Genomic DNA, 17,318 nt, shown 5'->3' with positions numbered 1-17,318 from the left:
TTTATTCACGAAATTTTCAACGCTACTCAGGACTTAAATAATGGATAAGTTTTCATATGCCATAAAAGCTAAAAAGACCTCAAAAAAACCGATGCTTTTTATTATTGTTGAGGCAAAAAATGAAGTCGCTGCGGAACGTAAAGTAATGGTTGTGCTGGATGATGCTGAAATTGAAACCGGCAAAGGTGGTGATTATTTTTCGCCGTCCCGTACTGAATATTGTGCTTTCGACGATCTGCCGGAAATTGGCGTTCTCGATGATAAATTTTTTGACCGTTACACCCTGAATGAAGATCTAACCATTTCACCCGTTGCCGCTTCTGCCATTGAGGAAAAAACTGAGGCGCAGCTGCCTGAGCACAGCAATACACCGGTGCTTAAAACGGTTGCGGAACTCCCCTGGCGCCAGCGTCTGCTCGTTCATATCTGGAATGATGAGTACAGCTACAACGTTGATCAGGAAGTTGTAAAGCAGGCGTACAGCAGAGAGCTGGACACTGACGACAAATACAGTCAGAACCTGATCCTTGCATGTGACCAGAACGAACTCAAGACGCTGAGCGACCACAACCTTTGGATCGCAATGTCAGCGGTTCGGGATATCTTCCCACTTTCTGGCCCGGCCCCGCTGCTGTCCGACGTTTGTGCTTTCGTTAAGAAGTACATCGAAACGGAATACCTGGACCGCAAGCTGATGATCAACGCATGGAAAGACGGCAACCGGAACTTCGTTGTAAAACGCACACCATCTGGCGCCACGGCTGGCGGGAATAATCGCACTGACCGCGGCGAAGGATTCAACCACACCAAAGACACCCTGGCCGTGGAAGTAGCCCTGGGCGTCCTGGGCCGCTCTATGGACTTTGATATTTACAGCACTCCCGTATCTATCGTTAACCGCGCGCGCGAGATGGTGGACAAGAAAGAGAAACCGTTTATCGACTGGTTCGACGCCTGGCGCGCTCTTCCCGGCGGACTGGATTACTCACGCGCTATCGTTATTTATTCCGTTAAATGCGCTGCTGAAGATCAACCGCTGGCAACGGGTAAATTAATGCACTACCTGGCTAAAACCCTGACAGAGACAGACCACGAACACCCAGCGCCTGAAATCGTTGCGGCAGCGTGTGGCGTTACGCCGGATGAAATGGCGCAGCAGGAAACCTCACTATCTGGCGGGGAATCCCACGCGAACCTTTTGCCGCTGGATCTGAGCCAAAAAATTGCCGTGGCAATGTATGACCCGTCGGTTAACCCGGAGGAAGTCACAGAGTCGATTCTGGATGCAGCAATGCTCGAGCTTTCGCGCAAAGAACCTGCTTTCGTGCGCGCCCAGAAAGCGCTGATGTATCTCGCTGATAGTTTGAACAATTACAGCGATGAAGAGATTTTTACCGCCGTCCGCGCCGTGGACTTCAACACCCTACAGGGCATCGTGATGTATCGCCGCGCCGCGCTCCAGGCGCTGGGTGAAACCGTTGTGTTTGATGAGGATGAAACCAGTGAAGATGAGGAAGAACAGGCGCAGACCGGCGCAACAGGCAGTGTGGATGATGCAGGTTCAGAAAGTCAGGTTGTGGTCGCGCCTGCAGCAGACGCTGGCAAACCAGCGGAGGAAGTGAAACCGGGCCGTACCATTTTCAGCGTGACCGAGCTGCTCAATGCACCAGCTGCTGCGCCGGTTGATAATCGTCAGGAACTGAGTGATCGGCAGGTAGAGATTTGCATCGCCATAAACGAGCTGCTGAGCGGACGAACGAACATGATCGGGGAAGCTGACATTGCGGAGTTTGCTGAAAATATTAACCACCCATACAGCGCCCTCACGCCGCTGCTAATCGCGGATATTGAATCAGCTGAGGCTTTGCTCTCTCCAAATTTATCTGATGAGGAAATTCACGGCGTTGTCACCACATTGCTCGAGCGCTGGAGTGAAGATGCAATGATTCGCCAGAAGATTGCTCTCGACGATGCAGACCTATGGCGCAAAGAAATGTTGCACAGAGAAAAGGAAAAAACGCCGCAGCCGGTTGCGGTTGAACTGCCGGCGCTGGTTGCGGCTGAACTGCCGTCATCAGCAGTGGAACCTGCCCGACTGAATGCTCTCACCTTCAAGCAACAGCTACTTCTGGCTGCCGTGCAAGGGCTGTGCGCCAATCCTGCTCACGCCACAAGCTTCGAAGAAATCCCGCACATGGCCAGCGTTATCGCCGACTGTCTCTCGCCGGAGAATGACTCATGTACAGAATAACCGCGACGATTCAGAAGCCCGGCGGCGGTCCGGTTGAGTGGATGCGCATGTCCAAAGACAAACTCACCCAAGAGCAATGCGCGCGCATGCTATCCCGCAGCAAAGAAGCAGGGAGAACGGCAGAGGAAAAGGTAACGCTCACGAAGTTTAAGTGTGTGGGCGTGAAGCCACCAGCCAAGAGCAAACGATAATCGGGGGGCGCCGCCCGGGCGCCTGATTTTTGTTTATCAAATTCATGCCGGCCATTTCTTTATGATTAACGCCGGTCACGAGGTGATTATGTCGAAGTTCGTGACGCTGCCGACCTGGGCGGCGATGTATTACGAAAATCCTCCCGCGGTAGGGACTTTGCGCCGATGGGCGAGAGACGGGAACATTTACCCGCCGCCGCAGTTACACGGGCGGGAATACCGAGTTGATCCGGATGCCTTTTATATCAAGCCCAACAAAGCCGGGGTTTCACTGGAACACCACCACCCCAACGGCAGAACCGGAAAGCGTAGCGCACTGCTGGAGCAGCTGATCGATGAGTCGAAAAAATTACGATGCTAATCTTCCAAAAAATCTGACGTATCGTAAAAAAGGAAAGGCTTTTTACTGGCGGAACCCTCTCACTAAAAAGGAAATTTCGCTGGGGCAAATAGCTCGCAGGGATGCGATAGCCCAGGCTATCGAAGCGAATAATTATATTGCGAATACGTCCTCCCCCGTCTCACTGATAGAGAAAATCAAAGGTACAGACGTGCTCACAGTCAAGGACTGGTGCGAGCGGTATTACACATTGCTCGAGCGCCGGGATTTGGCAGCCAACACATACAAAACAAGAAAAAATCAGCTGGTAATTATTAAGGAAAGAATCGGGGGCAGGATCCTGGCCGATGTATCAACCCGGCATATTGCTGAGTTTCTGGATCCGTGGATAGCGGAGGGCAAAAACACAATGGCAGCAGGTATGCGTTCAGTGCTTTCCGATATGTTCAGAGAGGCGATTGTCGAAGGGCATTTAAAACAAAATCCGGTAGAGCCAACCAGAACACCAAAGATTGAAGTAGCTCGGGTACGCCTGCAGCTCGACACGTTCAGAGCTGTTAGCTCTGCTGCGGAGCATTTTCCGGCATGGTTCCCGCTGGCAATGGATCTTGCCCTGGTCACCGGGCAGCGCCGGGAGGATGTGGCGGCCATGAGGTTTAGTGCGATTTATGATGACCGGTTGCATATAACTCAGATGAAAACAGGCATGATGATCGCCCTGCCCTTATCCCTCGTTCTGCCGGCGGCAGAGCTGCGGCTCGGTACCGTGATAGACCGGTGCCGCCTGGTGAGTCGAACCGACTTCCTCATCAGCTCGGGGATCAGGAAGAACAGCCCGGAGGGCAACATACACCCGGACGGTTTAACTAAGAAATTTGTAGCTGCGAGAAAACTGGCTGGAATCGACGACGAGGATCCGCCGACTTTTCACGAGATACGCAGCCTCGCTGGCCGACTTTATGAAAAATCGCACGGTGAAGAATTTGCGCAAAAGCTGCTGGGCCACACGTCAGAAAAAACGACAAAAATGTACCTGGACCCACGCGAAAAAAGTTACGTTTTGCTGTGAGTTTGCTCGGTTAGAAAAATGTTAAATCAAAAAATAGTGTGGTATAACGGAAAAAGGCCGGAATATAGAAATTCGAGTAAATTTCGAGTAATTTCGGAACGGCCTCTGTAAGTGACTGTAATGGCTTACAAATAAAAAAAGACCGAATACGATTCCTGTATTCGGTCCAGGGAAATGGCTCTTGGGAGAGAGCCGTGCGCTAAAAGTTGGCATTAATGCAGGCTAAGTCGCCTTGCCTCTTAAGAATAGATTACCGACGCAGGTTTTCCAGTCCGCAGCAAAAGTGGTCAGAAAAAAGCCGCATTTAAGGTGACTGTTTATGCAAAAACAGCAATATCCCCTTGAGGTTATTGCTGTTTTTTTATGGCGAGATTTTATGCGGTTTTTAGCTTTTACACAGCTTCTGAGCGCGTTCTACAAATGGCTCAAGGCTCATTTTCTGCCCCGGATGCTGCGGGTCATCAACCTGAATCGCGCTAATCGGCTGCCCGGTAGTTTTACCGCTTTTCACCTGCTGTTCCGCAACATCGTTCAGCGGATACTGCATCAGGGTGCTCGGGTTAATAGCAAACAGGGCGTTACCCGCGCGGCAGCTGAGCATCACCTCTTCGCGGTTGAACGCCCATTTGTCTTTACCCACCTCAAAGCGGCTCACGGTGATAATTTGCGGGGCGGCAAGCGCGGAACTGGCGCAGGCCATCAGCAGTAAAGTCAAAATGCTCTTTTTCATGAATCTCTCATCTAACCAGTTCGTTGCCGTCAGAACGGCTCCCAGGTCGCGAATATACTGACTAGCAGAATTACCGCCACCGATAAAATAACTTCCAGCCAGGTCAACTGGATGAAACGTTTTTGCGCCCCGGCCTGTGCGGAATCAAAACGCGGCACCAGCAAATAACGGTTAACCAGCGCCAGAATGACCATCACCGCCACCAGCGCCACTTTTAGCGCCAGCAGTCGAAAATACCCGCTTTCTACAGGCAGAGACCAGCCCAAAATGAGCAGGCCGTTGACAATGCCGGTGACCAGAACGGCCGCCACGGCAAGGTGCCCATAACGGGAAAAACGCATCATCGCCGTAATTGCCGGGCCTCGCCAGCGTGGTTTGCGCGCCATGTGCATACAGACCAGCAGCGGCAGAAGACCGCCCGCCCACCAGGCCGCGCTCAGAAGATGAATAGCGTGATTGATGCGTTGAAAAGCGCCGAGAGCGCCGTCGTGCATTGCGGCATGCCCTGCTCCGGCCAGTAAAATGAGCTGGGCGGCGGCCAACAGCAATAATAATCCCTGTAGCGCACGAGGCCTGAGCAGCACCACGCCAAAAGTAGCCACCGCCAGCAGCAGTTGCCAGATCCACACCGAGCCAAAGCGGGTGCCCGCAACCGCGAGCCAGACATCCGGGGAGAACACATCCGCCCAGCCGTCGCCCATCAGCCCGGCCTGAGCCATAAACAGCAGGCAGGCGCTGAGCAGAGAGAGCCAGACCGCTGGCCGCCACTGCATTTGCAGGCGGCGCACCAGTACAGGTTTAAAACGTTGCGGAGCCAACAGCGAGCAGCAAATGGCGCTGCCAAGCAGCACCATCAACGCGGTGAAATGGACAAAACGCAGCGCGATGTAAAACGCCGACAGCATGGCGGTTACTTCACGGAGAAGTGGTAGTTGCCTTTAGTCTTGTGCCCGTCAACCGACACTACATACCAGTCCACCGAATAATCACCCGGCTTTAACGCCTCTTCCACCGGTACAATTAGCTGTTTGTTATCCGTTGCATTGAGCTTCACTTTGCCGGTTTTTACGTTCGCCTGCTGCGGGCCGGTAACGGTCACGCCGCTAAAACCTGGCTCCACGCCTTCAGAGAAACTCAGCGTCAGCGCCTGCGGCGAAGCGGTAACCGCGGCATCGGCTGCCGGGGACTGCTGCTTTAAATGTGCGTGAGCAAGGACGGCAGGGGAAACGGCCATTGCGGCAACAAACGCGGCCACGGTTGCGATGCGGGAAGAGATGAACGCCATATTAACTATTCCTTTTTATTATGTGATAAGGCGGAAAGGATAACTCCACCCCGATATCAAGTCGAGACGGGATAAGCTATTGTTACTTGTCATCCGTGGCGCAAAACAGTAACTTCTGCGCTGACATTGCAGGAGGATATGATGAGCTACAATCTCGCCGATTTGCCCCAGGAAGAGATGGACAAAGTCAACGTCGATCTCGCCGCCGCGGGCGTGGCCTTTAAAGAACGTTATAATATGCCGATCGTTGCCGAAGTGGTTGAGCGCGAACAGCCTGAACATCTCAGAACCTGGTTCCGCGAGCGGTTAATTGCCCACCGGCTGGCTTCGGTAAAACTCTCTCGCCTGCCGTATGAACCCAAGCAAAAATAAATCATTGCCGCTGCTCAACAAGTGACGAAATGGATATTACTCTGTTTCTTGTTAGGGTACGGAAACGTTACGCCTGTATGGCAGGATGCTAAAACCTGTTAATGGAGCCTCGAATGCTGCGCATTATCGATACCGAAACCTGCGGATTGCAGGGCGGCGTGGTGGAAGTGGCCTCGGTAGACATTATCGACGGCCAGATAGTTAACCCGATGAGCGATTTGGTACGCCCCGACCGCCCCATCAGCCATCAGGCGATGGCTATTCATAAAATCACCGAACAGATGGTCGCCGATAAGCCGTGGATTGAAGATGTTATCCCTCGCTACCACGGCAGCCCTTATTACGTCGCCCACAATGCCAGCTTCGACAGGCGAATGCTGCCGGAAATGCCGGGTGACTGGATATGTACCGTCAAGCTGGCTCGTCGCCTTTGGCCGGGGATCAAGTACAGCAATATGGGGCTGTATAAATCGCTGAAGCTTGAGGTAGAAACGCCTGCCGGGCTGCATCAGCACCGGGCGCTGTTTGACTGCTACATCACCGCGGCGCTGCTGCTGAAAATAATGGAAGTTTCCGGCTGGAGCGCCGAGCAAATGGTCACCGTTACCGGCCGCCCGGCGCTGGTGACCACCATGATGTTTGGCAAATACCGCGGCAAGCCTATCGCGGAAATCGCCGAGGACGATCCGGGTTATCTTCGCTGGATGCTGAATAACATCAAAGAGCTGGCTCCGGATCTGCGGATGACGCTAAAACATTATATTGCCGATTAATGCATTCGCCCCGGCAAAGTTCCCTGCGCCAGGGCTATCAGGAAGGCAAACTCCAGCGCCACGCCCTCATAGGCTTTGAAACGCCCCGATTTCCCTCCGTGCCCTGAATCCATATCGGTACACAACAGGAGCAATGTATCATCCCGCTTGTGATCGCGAAGTTTAGCTACCCACTTAGCCGGCTCCCAGTATTGAACCTGCGAGTCGTGCAGGCCGGTCGTCACCAGCAAATGCGGGTAAGCCTGCTCGCTAACCTGGTCATAAGGGCTGTATTGCTTCATATAGCGGTAATATTCTTCATCCTGCGGATTGCCCCACTCTTCAAATTCGCCGGTCGTCAGCGGGATAGACTCGTCCAGCATCGTGGTAACAACATCGACAAACGGCACCTGGGCCACCACGCCGTGGAAAAGCTCCGGGCGTAAATTAATCGCCGTGCCCATCAACATTCCGCCCGCGCTACCGCCCATGCCATAGAGCAGTTCAGGATCGCCATACCCCAGCTTTAATAGCTCATCGCAGACGTCGAGGTAGTCGTTGAAGGTGTTCATCTTCTTCAAATATTTACCGTCTTCGTACCACTGCTGCCCCAGCTCACCGCCGCCGCGTACGTGAGCGATGGCGTAGACAAAGCCGCGATCAAGAAGGCTCAGGCGGCTGCCGCTAAAATCGGCATCCATGCTGCTGCCGTAGGAGCCATAGCCGTAAACCAACAGCGGATTTTTGCCGGGCCGGAAGTGCTTGCGGTGGTAAACCAGCGAAACCGGTACCTGAACGCCATCCCGCGCCGTTATCCAGAGATGCTCGCTGCGGTAGTTGCTGGCCTCAAAGCCCGCAACTTCGGTCTGCTTGATGACCCTGCGTTCGCCGCTATCCATATTTAGCTCGAACAGCGTGTCCGGCGTGGTCATGGAAGAGTAACCATAGCGCAGGCACGCGGTCTCCGGCTCCGGGTTGTAGCCAAGCCAGGTCACATAGGCCGGGTCATCAAAAGCAATCCCGGTGGATTCTCTGGTGTGGCGGTTAATCTGGCGCAGGCTGGTCAGCCCCTGCTGGCGCTCCTCGACAACCAGCCAGTCTTTGAACAGGGTGAAATCTTCGAGCATCACCTGCTCGCGTGGGGCAATAAGCGTCTCCCATTGTTTTTCATCCCTGACCGCGCTGCGGTAAAGACCGAAGTTTTTCCCGTCTTTATTGGAGCGCAGGTAAAAATTATGCTGGTAGTGGTCGAGCGTGTATTCGTGATCTTTACGGCGGGGGGCAAATACCTGCGGCTGAGCATCCGCCAGTTCGGCATCCAGCAGCAGTGCCTCGCTGGTGGTCGCGCTGGCGAGATGAATCACAATAAAGTGCTTAGACGTTGTCTTATGCACGCTGACGTAGAAAGTATCGTCTTTTTCCTCATACACCAGTTGGTCATCCGCAACCGGATGGCCAAGCGTATGCCGCCAGACCTGGTAAGGCAGCAGAGTTTTCGGGTGTTTGCGCACGTAGTAAAGCGTTATCGAGTCATTAGCCCAGACAAAGCTGCTGGAGACATTATCCAGCAGTTCCGGGTACCAGTTGCCGGTTTTCAGGTTACGCAGGCGAATGCCAAACTGGCGTCGTGATAAATAGTCCTCGGCCAGGGCCATGACTTCATTGTCCGGCGTAATCGCTAAACCGCCCATGGTGTAAAACTCGCTGTGGGCGGCACGTTTGTTGGCATCCAGCAGCAGTTCCCAGGCCTCCCACTCATCACGCATAGCGGACTGGCGCTGATAAATCGGGTACTCATTTCCCTTTTCATACACCTGCCGGTAGCGATAGCCGTTTTTGACATAAGGAGCCGAGACATCATGCGGCGGAATACGCGCGATCATCTCTTCCAGCAGCCTGTCCTGCAACGCCCGCTGGCTCTCCATTATCGTTTTGCCGTAGTCATTTTCCTGGTTCAGATATTCAAGCACCGCCGGGTCGGCACGCTCATCGTCGCGCAGCCAGTAATAGTTGTCCGTGCGGGTATCGCCATGAGTGGTCATAGCGTGGGGAATTTTTTTAGCTTTTGGCGGCATCAGTTTCTTCATTTGTCATTTAACACCCTGTAAGGGTGGCAAATTCAGGCGAGCTTGCAAGCGAAACGTGAGGGATAACACGAAAATGCCGGGAAGCCCGGCACTGTAAAAGCGGAGAAAATCAGGCGTCAGGCAGGAAGAGCCAGCTTCTGCTGCTGAATATCCTGCTCAATGCTCGCCCTGACATCCTGCGGGATATTCAGAGCATCGCCCAGCGCGCTGAGGTAACTGCGCTCCATAAAGTGATCGACGTCGATAGCGGTGCAGCTGAGATAATAAAGCTCCAGCGCTTCCTCTTCGTTTTTCACATCACGCGCCAGCAGCTGCGGATCCAGCGGCCGGTCGATGGCTCGCTCAATCAGGGCTTTGCCTTCGCCGTCGATGCCCGTTTCGCGCAGCTGTTGCTCGATGAACTGACGTTCTTTGGCGTCGATATGACCATCGCTTTTGGCGGCAAACACCAGGGCGGTTATCAGGCGCTCCGTGCGCACATCGACGGAAGAGTGCTGATGCCCGTAGCCACTGGCCTGCGGCTGGCTCTGGCGAACCCGCTCTTTGTACTTGTTCCACAACACGCTACCGGCTACCGCACCGCCGCCGACCAACAGGGCGCTGGTGCCGTATTTTGTTAGCAATTTGCGTGAAGACTTGCTTGCCAGCAGTAGCCCCGCCAGCCCGCCGAGTGCGCCGGGCACCAGCAGCTTGCTAAGCCCTTCCGGGCCAGCGCCTGGCTGGGAAGATTGCTGAGAGGACGTTGATTGCCCCAGTAACGACTGAAGCTGCTGTAACCAGTTATTCATGACAGGCCCCCCTTATTGGCTTAACTCGTCGAGAGTAGGCCACGGCACGTCAAGAAACGTATCAGAGGGCTAAAGATGGGAAAAGAATCGCGCCGGTAGCCCGGCGCCGGCATGCCGTGTTATGCCGCTTTGGTGCGTTTGCGCCCGGTGTGTTCGCTAACGTTATCTTCAGATACCGCAGCCGGTTCCTGTGCATCCGCTTTTGGTTCAGCAGCGGCAGCTTCTGCCCCGACGCTTGCCGGTTCTGGCTCCGGCAGCTTGCCGTTTTTCAGCACGCCCGCCAGCAGGTCTTTGTTTTCCGCCATCCACATCGCCAGAGTGTCGCTCTGCCCTTCTTCAAGCTCGAGTGGGCTTTGCTGTAGCCATTCACCCAGCACTTCGGCTAGATCCAGCATTTTGTCGTAAGCGTCAGCGTCCTTTTTACTGGCAAAGGCCATTTTCTCTTGTCCCTCTCTCACCACCACATATTTAATTTCGACCGCCATTTTGCAGCTCCATTTACCTGTTTATTTATCCAGTATAACGTCATTCATTTTAACACACAAGCCGGAAAGGCGCTGCCAACGCAAACGTTTTCGTTTATACTGCCGCGGTCTTTTTCTCTGTTAAGGCTAAATCACATGTCAACGTTGGGAACAGCTCTGCGCCCGGCAGCTACTCGAGTAATGCTGCTTGGCTCCGGTGAATTGGGTAAAGAAGTGGCCATTGAATGCCAGCGCCTCGGCGTGGAAGTGATCGCCGTAGATCGCTACTCCAACGCGCCTGCGATGCATGTCGCGCACCGCAGCCACGTCATCAATATGCTGGATGCCGCCGCGCTAAAAGCGCTGGTTGCCGCCGAAATGCCTGACTTTATCGTTCCTGAAATTGAAGCTATCGCTACCGACGCCCTGCTGGAACTTGAGCAACAGGGCCAGCGCGTTGTGCCGTGCGCTCGCGCCACTAAGCTGACCATGAACCGCGAAGGTATTCGCCGTCTGGCGGCGGAAGAATTACAGCTACCAACCTCAAGTTACCGTTTTGCGGACAGCGAAGAGGCGTTCCGCCAGGCCGTGCAGGAAATCGGCCTGCCGTGCATTGTTAAACCGGTGATGAGCTCTTCAGGCAAGGGGCAAAGTTTCATCCGCACCGCCGACCAGCTGCCGCAGGCGTGGGAATATGCCCAGCTTGGCGGGCGCGCCGGTAAAGGCCGCGTGATTGTTGAAGGCGTGGTTAATTTTGATTTTGAAATCACGCTGCTGACCATCAGCGCCGTGGACGGGATCCACTTCTGTGCGCCTATTGGCCATCGTCAGGAAGATGGCGACTACCGCGAGTCCTGGCAGCCGCAGCAGATGAGCGACCTTGCCCTTGAGCGCTCTAAAGAGATTGCCGGGAAAGTGGTTACCGCACTCGGCGGGCACGGCCTGTTCGGCGTAGAGCTGTTTGTTTGCGGCGACGAGGTTATCTTCAGCGAAGTCTCCCCTCGCCCACACGACACAGGCATGGTAACGCTTATCTCGCAGGACTTGTCCGAGTTCGCCCTGCATGTTCGCGCCTTCCTCGGCCTGCCTGTCGGTGATATTCGCCAATACGGTCCTGCCGCTTCGGCGGTTATCCTGCCCGAGTTGCAGAGCGACAATGTTAAATACTCGAATGTCGGGGCGGCATTAGGCGGCGGATTACAGCTGCGCCTGTTCGGGAAACCGGAAATCGGCGGTAAACGCCGCATGGGCGTAGCGCTGGCGACCGGGAATAGCGTTGACGAAGCCGTTGCCAGAGCGATTGCTTCTGCGGCTCAGGTAAAAGTTGAAGGCTAAAAAAAATCGCCCTTAACTAAGGACGATTTGTTGATTAAGCCCTGCCATCGCGGCGGGGCTTTTTTATTGCTTACTGTTTCGCGCCTTCTACCGCTTCGCGAGCCAGTTTGGTGATACGGTCGTAGTCGCCCGCTTCCAGCGCGTCCGCCGGAACCAGCCAGGAGCCGCCGATACACAGCACGCTTTTCAGCGCCAGGTAGTCACGGTAGTTAGCCGGGGAGATACCGCCGGTTGGGCAGAAACGGACCTGGGAGAACGGACCAGCAATAGCCTGCAGGGCTTTGGTGCCGCCATTGGCTTCAGCCGGGAAGAATTTAAACTCTTTCAGGCCGTAGTCCATGCCCAGCATCAGTTCAGAAACGGTGCTGATACCCGGGATAAGCGGGATGGTGCCTTCGGTTGCCGCTTTCAGCAGCGGCTCGGTCAGGCCAGGACTAATAGCGAACTGTGCGCCTGCCTCCGTCACTTCCGCCAGCTGCTGCGGGTTCAGCACGGTACCGGCACCGATAATGGCTTCCGGCACTTCTTTGGCGATGGCGCGAATGGCGTCCATCGCACACGCGGTACGCAGCGTAACTTCCAGCACACGCACGCCACCGGCTACCAGCGCTTTTGCCATCGGCACAGCGTGTTCCAGCTTGTTTACCACGATAACCGGAACGACCGGTCCTGTTTTCAGGATCTGTTCCGCTGTTGTTTTCCAGTTTTTCATCTGAGCGCCTCTTCAGCCAACTTGTAATTTGTGAACCGCCGCGGCCAGGCCGCCACGGGATTAAAATTTAATGCAGGTTGCGCCTTGTTCAGCGCCGGAAAGCTGTTCACGCAGCGCACCAAACATTTCGCGCCCCGTTCCCACGCGCTCTGCGCTGAGATCCGGGTGATAAGCGGTACGGGCGGCAAGTTCAGCCTCGTCCACCAGCAGCGTCAGTTCGCCGGTCTGGCCGTTAACGCGGATAATATCGCCATCCTGCACCTTCGCCAGCAGCCCGCCATCGTAGGCTTCCGGGGTGACGTGGATAGCAGAAGGAACCTTGCCAGAGGCGCCGGACAGTCTTCCGTCGGTGACCAGAGCAATTTTGAAACAGCGGTCCAATAATACTCCAAGCGGCGGCATAAGTTTATGCAATTCTGGCATGCCGTTGGCTTTTGGCCCCTGGTGACGCACCACAACCACGCAGTCGCGGTCGAGTTTACCTGCCTCAAAGGCCGGTAATACGTCATGCTGGCTTTCAAAGATAACGGCCGGGGCTTCAATTACCTGATTCTCAACCGGAACGGCAGAGGTTTTCATCACTGCACGTCCCAGGTTGCCGCTCAGCACTTTGGTGCCGCCGTGGCGCGAGAACGGTTTTTCCATGGTCGCGATAACGTCGCTGTCCAGCGGTTTGCTGGCACCTTCGCGCCACGCCAGCTCGCCGTTGTCCAGCCACGGCTCCATGGTGTAATGCTGCAAACCAAAACCGGCAACGGTATTCACATCTTCATGCAGCAGGCCGCCTTTCAGCAGTTCGCGCATAAGAACAGGCACGCCGCCAGCCGCCTGGAAGTGGTTAATATCCGCCGGGCCGTTCGGGTAGAGGCGCGCCAGCAGCGGCACTATCTCAGAAATGTCGGAGAAGTCATCCCAGTTAATAATGATGCCCGCCGCGCGAGCCATCGCCACCAGATGCATGGTGTGGTTGGTAGAGCCGCCGGTTGCCAGCAGCGCCACGATACCGTTCACCACCACTTTTTCATCGATCATTTTGCCCAGCGGCATCCACTCGTTGCCGTTGCCGGTCAGGCGGGTGACCTGCCGAGCGGCCGCGTCGGTCAGCACGTGACGCAGTTCGGCATCCGGCTGTACAAATGAAGAACCCGGCAGTTGCATCCCCATAAACTCAACCACCATCTGGTTGGTGTTAGCGGTGCCATAGAAGGTACAGGTGCCAGGGGCGTGATAAGAGGCCGCTTCGGCTTCCAGCAGCGCAAGGCGATCGACTTTACCTTCGGCATACAGCTGGCGAATGCGTACTTTTTCTTTGTTTGGCAGGCCGCTGGCCATCGGGCCCGATGGCACAAAGACCGCTGGCAGGTGGCCAAAGGAGAGCGCGGCCATCGTCAGGCCGGGGACAATTTTATCGCACACGCCTAGGTACAGCGCGCCATCAAACATATTATGAGACAGACCAACGGCGGTAGACATAGCGATGATTTCGCGGCTAAGCAGCGAAAGCTCCATCCCGTCCTGCCCCTGGGTTACGCCGTCACACATAGCCGGAACGCCGCCAGCAACCTGCCCGACTGCACCAACGGAATGCAGCGCTTTGCGGATCTGCTCGGGGTAATGCTCATACGGCTGATGGGCGGAGAGCATGTCGTTGTAAGAGGTAATGATCGCAATATTGTTACGCAACATGCTTTTCAGCGCGGCCTTGTCATCCGGCTGGCAGGCGGCAAAGCCGTGCGCCAGGTTACCGCAGGCCAGTTCGGAGCGGTGAACGGTTTGGCTCTTAGCCTTCTCGATACGTGCCAGATAGGCTTCTCTCGTTGGGCGGGAGCGCTCAATGATGCGCGATGTTACCCGTAACAAATTTGGATTCATAAAAATTCCTCAGAAAGTGGCTGTTCTCCCGCATTGCAGAAGGTTCGTTTTGGGTGCAAAAAACTGACTTACCGCCCATCAACCCTGCTATCGGGAGCAAAATCGCTTCAGCTAGTGTAAATAAAAAAGCCCCGCAGGTGAATCCACGCGGGGCTTTAATTCATAAAAAACTATGCCACTTCTGTGTTAGATCATGTTACCGGTAAAATGAAGGTGATTTGTTATCGCCTGTTTGCCGTTAACCTTCGCGACTGTTACTCAAATTCGTTCCATGAGTGCCCGTCGCGGGTGATCATAGCAACCGATGCTACCGGCCCCCAGGTGCCAGCCTGGTAAGGTTTCGGCGCATCGTTGTCCGCAGCCCAGGCTTCGGTGATGGAGTCGACCCATTTCCACGCCTCTTCTACCTCATCGCGACGAACGAACAGCGCCTGGATACCGCGCATGGTTTCCAGCAGCAGACGCTCGTAGGCATCCGCCAGATGCGATTCGTTAAAGGTCTCGGAGTAGCTCAGATCAAGCTTGGTGGTTTGCAGGTTATGCTTGTGCTCAAGACCCGGTACTTTGTTCAGGATCTGGATATCCACGCCTTCATCCGGCTGCAGGCGAATGGTCAGCTTGTTCTGCGGCAGCTCCTGCCAGGAGTCTTTGAACAGGTTAAGCGCCGGGTTCTTGAAGTAAACCACGACTTCAGAGCATTTGGTTGGCAGACGTTTACCTGTACGCAGGTAGAACGGCACGCCGGCCCAGCGCCAGTTGTCGATGTCCACGCGGATTGCCACGAAGGTTTCGGTGGCGCTGGATTTGTTAGCGCCCTCTTCTTCGAGGTAGCCCGGCACTTTTTTACCCTGAGCAAAGCCTGCGGTGTACTGACCGCGTACGGTTTTATCCCGCACGTTAGTGCGGTCGATGCGGCGCAGGGATTGCAGAACCTTCACTTTCTCATCGCGGATATGGTCAGCAGTCAGATCGGACGGCGGAGACATAGCAATCATGCAGAGAATTTGCAGCAGGTGGTTCTGGATCATGTCGCGCATCTGCCCGGCCTGATCGAAGTAACCCCAGCGGCCTTCAATGCCCACTTCCTCGGCCACGGTGATTTCCACGTGATCGATGGTGCGGTTGTCCCAGTTGTTGGCGAACAGGGAGTTAGCAAAGCGCAGCGCCAGCAGGTTGAGTACCGTCTCTTTGCCCAGATAGTGGTCGATACGGTAAACCTGGCACTCTTCGAAGTATTCACCAACCTGGTCGTTGATCTCCTGGGAGGTTTCCAGCGAAGTTCCCAGCGGTTTTTCCATCACGACGCGAGCAGGTTTGGCATTGAGCTTCGCTTTACCCAAACCTTTGCAGATGGCGCCGAAGGTGCTTGGCGGCATCGCGAAATAGTTGATTGTGACGCGGTTCTGCTGGTCGAGCATTTTCCCCAGTTTGGAGAAAGCGCCGGTGTCGTTGACGTCCAGGTTGCAGAAATCAAGGCGACCGCTCAGTTTTTCCCACAGGCTCTCGTCAATCTTCTCTTTCATGAAGGTTTCGAGGGCTTCGCGTACCACTTTGGTATATGTCTCTTTATCCCACTCCGCGCGGCCAACACCGAGAATACGGGTGTCCGGGTGGATTTGACCTGCTTTTTCCAGCTGATACAGGGATGGCAACAGTTTCCGGCGCGCCAGGTCGCCTTTTGCACCGAAAATGACCAGATCGCACGCCTGGGCTGTTTGCGTTACCGCCATGTTTGTCTCCTCGTTTCGGATATCCCGGCCGTTACCGCCCCTGTAGGGCGCGGATAGCATTAAGCCGGGCAACTCTTGTAATTTTATTACGCTGCAATGTACTGCTTTTGCTGAATTGACGACAACCGTTAAGCCCGGTTTGATCGCCACATTTGCTAACTTTTCCCAGAATGCCGCACTAAATCGTTATTTGATGCCGTTTTTTCGTACAATGTAACCGGTGCCAAAGTTAGACGCCGATCATGTAATGAAAAAAAACAACAACATTATGTCAGTGACACGCCCTTTAACATTTTAGCGAGAGTATATTCTTGCTAAATCGGCCCACGATTTCTCCAGTTAATGAAATCGCTAAAACCCATGAGTGCCCGTCTTTATGAATATGCTGGAAAAAATCCAGTCTCAGCTGGAACACCTTAGCAAATCAGAGCGCAAAGTCGCAGAAGTGATTCTCGCCGCTCCCCAGGATGCCATCCACTCCAGCATCGCCACCCTCGCCCGCAGCGCTGATGTCAGTGAACCGACCGTTAACCGCTTCTGCCGCCGCCTGGAAACCAAAGGCTTCCCTGATTTTAAACTACATCTCGCCCAGAGTCTGGCGAATGGCACGCCTTATGTAAACCGCAATGTTGATGAAGATGATAGCGTCGAGTCTTACACCGGCAAGATTTTCGAGTCCGCAATGGCGAGCCTCGACCGCGTGCGCCAGTCGCTGGATATGTCCGCCGTTAACCGCGCGGTAGACTTGCTGACACAGGCAAAGAAAATTGCCTTCTTTGGCCTCGGCTCTTCCGCCGCCGTCGCCCATGACGCAATGAACAAATTTTTCCGTTTTAACGTGCCGGTTATCTACTCGGACGATGTCGTCATGCAGCGCATGAGCTGCATGAATTGTACCGAACAGGACGTCGTGGTGCTTATCTCCCACACCGGGCGGACCAAAAATCTGGTCGAGCTGGCGCAGCTGGCGCGTGATAACGATGCCATCGTGCTCGCTATCACGTCCGAGGGCAGCCCGCTTGCCCGGGAAGCCACGCTTTCACTGCTGCTTGACGTCCCGGAAGATACCGACATTTATATGCCGATGGTTTCGCGGCTTGCCCAGTTAACCGTAATTGACGTGCTGGCAACCGGCTTTACTTTGCGCAGGGGCGCAAAATTCAGGGATAACTTGAAGCGAGTCAAGGAAGCGCTCAAAGAATCGCGCTTTGATAAAGAACGTCTTATCTCAGGCGATGAACGTTAAATTTTGATAACAAAGTTGTAACTTATTAGGCTGTTCGGTTACGTTGTCATGGGTGCTCACAGCGCACCCTGACCCACCGAGTTTTGTTCACGCA

General features: G+C 54.6%; 17 protein-coding genes. 8 read left to right on the top strand and 9 right to left on the bottom strand.

Going from position 1 to position 17,318, the window contains the following annotated elements:
• The first annotated feature begins 40 nt into the window (after nt 1-40).
• The 4 genes from FOC35_RS17785 to FOC35_RS17770 all read left to right on the top strand — a co-directional run bounded on the left by FOC35_RS17785 (nt 41) and on the right by FOC35_RS17770 (nt 3,851).
• Nucleotides 41-2,251 carry a hypothetical protein gene (locus FOC35_RS17785; protein ID WP_172569662.1) on the top strand — a complete coding sequence of 737 codons (2,211 nt, stop codon included), beginning with the start codon at nt 41-43 and terminating at the stop codon, nt 2,249-2,251.
• Nucleotides 2,239-2,442, top strand: a complete 204-nt coding sequence (locus FOC35_RS17780; protein ID WP_172569661.1) for a DUF1187 family protein — start codon at nt 2,239-2,241, stop codon at nt 2,440-2,442. The genes FOC35_RS17785 and FOC35_RS17780 overlap by 13 nt, the downstream gene beginning before the upstream one ends.
• Nucleotides 2,443-2,527: 85 nt before the next feature.
• On the top strand, nt 2,528-2,803 hold the full coding sequence (locus FOC35_RS17775; RefSeq protein ID WP_172570395.1) for an excisionase: 276 nt from the start codon (nt 2,528-2,530) through the stop codon (nt 2,801-2,803).
• Nucleotides 2,778-3,851 carry a tyrosine-type recombinase/integrase gene (locus FOC35_RS17770; RefSeq protein ID WP_172569660.1) on the top strand — a complete coding sequence of 358 codons (1,074 nt, stop codon included), beginning with the start codon at nt 2,778-2,780 and terminating at the stop codon, nt 3,849-3,851. The genes FOC35_RS17775 and FOC35_RS17770 overlap by 26 nt, the downstream gene beginning before the upstream one ends.
• Nucleotides 3,852-4,236: 385 nt before the next feature.
• On the opposite strand, the gene FOC35_RS17765 is transcribed toward FOC35_RS17770, so the two are convergent.
• Genes FOC35_RS17765 through yobA form a run of 3 tightly spaced genes read right to left on the bottom strand, consistent with a single transcriptional unit; the run spans nt 4,237 to nt 5,866 of the window.
• Nucleotides 4,237-4,581, bottom strand: a complete 345-nt coding sequence (locus FOC35_RS17765) for a YebY family protein (RefSeq protein ID WP_172569659.1) — start codon at nt 4,579-4,581, stop codon at nt 4,237-4,239.
• A 29-nt stretch (nt 4,582-4,610) separates the two neighbouring features.
• Nucleotides 4,611-5,486, bottom strand: coding sequence for a copper homeostasis membrane protein CopD (gene copD / locus FOC35_RS17760; RefSeq protein WP_172569658.1), 876 nt, complete (start codon nt 5,484-5,486; stop codon nt 4,611-4,613).
• A 5-nt stretch (nt 5,487-5,491) separates the two neighbouring features.
• Entirely contained in the window at nt 5,492-5,866 is a 375-nt protein-coding gene (yobA, locus tag FOC35_RS17755; protein WP_172569657.1) for a CopC domain-containing protein YobA, read from the bottom strand.
• Nucleotides 5,867-6,007: 141 nt separating this feature from the next.
• Here yobA and FOC35_RS17750 point away from each other — a divergent pair, with 141 nt between their 5' ends.
• Complete coding sequence (locus FOC35_RS17750) at nt 6,008-6,238, top strand: DNA polymerase III subunit theta (RefSeq protein WP_039898338.1); 231 nt, start codon at nt 6,008-6,010, stop codon at nt 6,236-6,238.
• A 113-nt stretch (nt 6,239-6,351) separates the two neighbouring features.
• The gene (gene exoX / locus FOC35_RS17745) at nt 6,352-7,011 is read left to right on the top strand and encodes an exodeoxyribonuclease X (protein ID WP_172569656.1); all 660 of its coding nucleotides are present in this window, start codon (nt 6,352-6,354) and stop codon (nt 7,009-7,011) included.
• On the opposite strand, the gene ptrB is transcribed toward exoX, so the two are convergent.
• The 3 genes from ptrB to FOC35_RS17730 form a co-directional block, all read right to left on the bottom strand.
• Entirely contained in the window at nt 7,008-9,065 is a 2,058-nt protein-coding gene (ptrB, locus tag FOC35_RS17740) for an oligopeptidase B (RefSeq protein WP_172570394.1), read from the bottom strand. The two genes, exoX and ptrB, sit on opposite strands and share 4 nt — an antisense overlap.
• Nucleotides 9,066-9,193: 128 nt before the next feature.
• Nucleotides 9,194-9,865, bottom strand: coding sequence for a tellurite resistance TerB family protein (locus tag FOC35_RS17735; RefSeq protein ID WP_016536932.1), 672 nt, complete (start codon nt 9,863-9,865; stop codon nt 9,194-9,196).
• 119 nt (nt 9,866-9,984) lie between these two features.
• Nucleotides 9,985-10,350 carry a YebG family protein gene (locus FOC35_RS17730; protein WP_172569655.1) on the bottom strand — a complete coding sequence of 122 codons (366 nt, stop codon included), beginning with the start codon at nt 10,348-10,350 and terminating at the stop codon, nt 9,985-9,987.
• Nucleotides 10,351-10,485: 135 nt separating this feature from the next.
• Here FOC35_RS17730 and purT point away from each other — a divergent pair, with 135 nt between their 5' ends.
• Nucleotides 10,486-11,664, top strand: coding sequence for a formate-dependent phosphoribosylglycinamide formyltransferase (purT, locus tag FOC35_RS17725; protein WP_172569654.1), 1,179 nt, complete (start codon nt 10,486-10,488; stop codon nt 11,662-11,664).
• Between the two features lie 70 nt (nt 11,665-11,734).
• On the opposite strand, the gene kdgA is transcribed toward purT, so the two are convergent.
• The 3 genes from kdgA to zwf all read right to left on the bottom strand — a co-directional run bounded on the left by kdgA (nt 11,735) and on the right by zwf (nt 15,978).
• The gene (gene kdgA / locus FOC35_RS17720) at nt 11,735-12,376 is read right to left on the bottom strand and encodes a bifunctional 4-hydroxy-2-oxoglutarate aldolase/2-dehydro-3-deoxy-phosphogluconate aldolase (RefSeq protein ID WP_016536935.1); all 642 of its coding nucleotides are present in this window, start codon (nt 12,374-12,376) and stop codon (nt 11,735-11,737) included.
• 60 nt (nt 12,377-12,436) lie between these two features.
• Complete coding sequence (gene edd, locus FOC35_RS17715) at nt 12,437-14,248, bottom strand: phosphogluconate dehydratase (protein WP_172569653.1); 1,812 nt, start codon at nt 14,246-14,248, stop codon at nt 12,437-12,439.
• Nucleotides 14,249-14,502: 254 nt separating this feature from the next.
• Complete coding sequence (gene zwf, locus FOC35_RS17710; RefSeq protein ID WP_039898342.1) at nt 14,503-15,978, bottom strand: glucose-6-phosphate dehydrogenase; 1,476 nt, start codon at nt 15,976-15,978, stop codon at nt 14,503-14,505.
• Between the two features lie 376 nt (nt 15,979-16,354).
• Here zwf and FOC35_RS17705 point away from each other — a divergent pair, with 376 nt between their 5' ends.
• On the top strand, nt 16,355-17,224 hold the full coding sequence (locus FOC35_RS17705) for a MurR/RpiR family transcriptional regulator (protein ID WP_172569652.1): 870 nt from the start codon (nt 16,355-16,357) through the stop codon (nt 17,222-17,224).
• The last annotated feature ends 94 nt before the right edge of the window (nt 17,225-17,318 follow it).

This window comes from Cedecea sp. FDAARGOS_727, from assembly GCF_012273235.1.
In the GTDB taxonomy this organism is placed as follows: Bacteria; Pseudomonadota; Gammaproteobacteria; order Enterobacterales; family Enterobacteriaceae; genus Cedecea; species Cedecea davisae.
This window is presented reverse-complemented; position numbering and strand designations above follow the sequence as displayed.

Bases quoted from the DNA above. Each gene is read 5' to 3' on its own strand.
- FOC35_RS17785 (WP_172569662.1), top strand. From the start codon at position 41: ATGGATAAGTTTTCATATGCCATAAAAGCTAAAAAGACCTCAAAAAAA.
- FOC35_RS17780 (WP_172569661.1), top strand. From the start codon at position 2,239: ATGTACAGAATAACCGCGACGATTCAGAAGCCCGGCGGCGGTCCGGTT.
- FOC35_RS17770 (WP_172569660.1), top strand. From the start codon at position 2,778: ATGAGTCGAAAAAATTACGATGCTAATCTTCCAAAAAATCTGACGTAT.
- FOC35_RS17765 (WP_172569659.1), bottom strand. From the start codon at position 4,581: ATGAAAAAGAGCATTTTGACTTTACTGCTGATGGCCTGCGCCAGTTCC.
- copD (WP_172569658.1), bottom strand. From the start codon at position 5,486: ATGCTGTCGGCGTTTTACATCGCGCTGCGTTTTGTCCATTTCACCGCG.
- yobA (WP_172569657.1), bottom strand. From the start codon at position 5,866: ATGGCGTTCATCTCTTCCCGCATCGCAACCGTGGCCGCGTTTGTTGCC.
- FOC35_RS17750 (WP_039898338.1), top strand. From the start codon at position 6,008: ATGAGCTACAATCTCGCCGATTTGCCCCAGGAAGAGATGGACAAAGTC.
- exoX (WP_172569656.1), top strand. From the start codon at position 6,352: ATGCTGCGCATTATCGATACCGAAACCTGCGGATTGCAGGGCGGCGTG.
- ptrB (WP_172570394.1), bottom strand. From the start codon at position 9,065: ATGCCGCCAAAAGCTAAAAAAATTCCCCACGCTATGACCACTCATGGC.
- FOC35_RS17735 (WP_016536932.1), bottom strand. From the start codon at position 9,865: ATGAATAACTGGTTACAGCAGCTTCAGTCGTTACTGGGGCAATCAACG.
- FOC35_RS17730 (WP_172569655.1), bottom strand. From the start codon at position 10,350: ATGGCGGTCGAAATTAAATATGTGGTGGTGAGAGAGGGACAAGAGAAA.
- purT (WP_172569654.1), top strand. From the start codon at position 10,486: ATGTCAACGTTGGGAACAGCTCTGCGCCCGGCAGCTACTCGAGTAATG.
- kdgA (WP_016536935.1), bottom strand. From the start codon at position 12,376: ATGAAAAACTGGAAAACAACAGCGGAACAGATCCTGAAAACAGGACCG.
- edd (WP_172569653.1), bottom strand. From the start codon at position 14,248: ATGAATCCAAATTTGTTACGGGTAACATCGCGCATCATTGAGCGCTCC.
- zwf (WP_039898342.1), bottom strand. From the start codon at position 15,978: ATGGCGGTAACGCAAACAGCCCAGGCGTGCGATCTGGTCATTTTCGGT.
- FOC35_RS17705 (WP_172569652.1), top strand. From the start codon at position 16,355: ATGAATATGCTGGAAAAAATCCAGTCTCAGCTGGAACACCTTAGCAAA.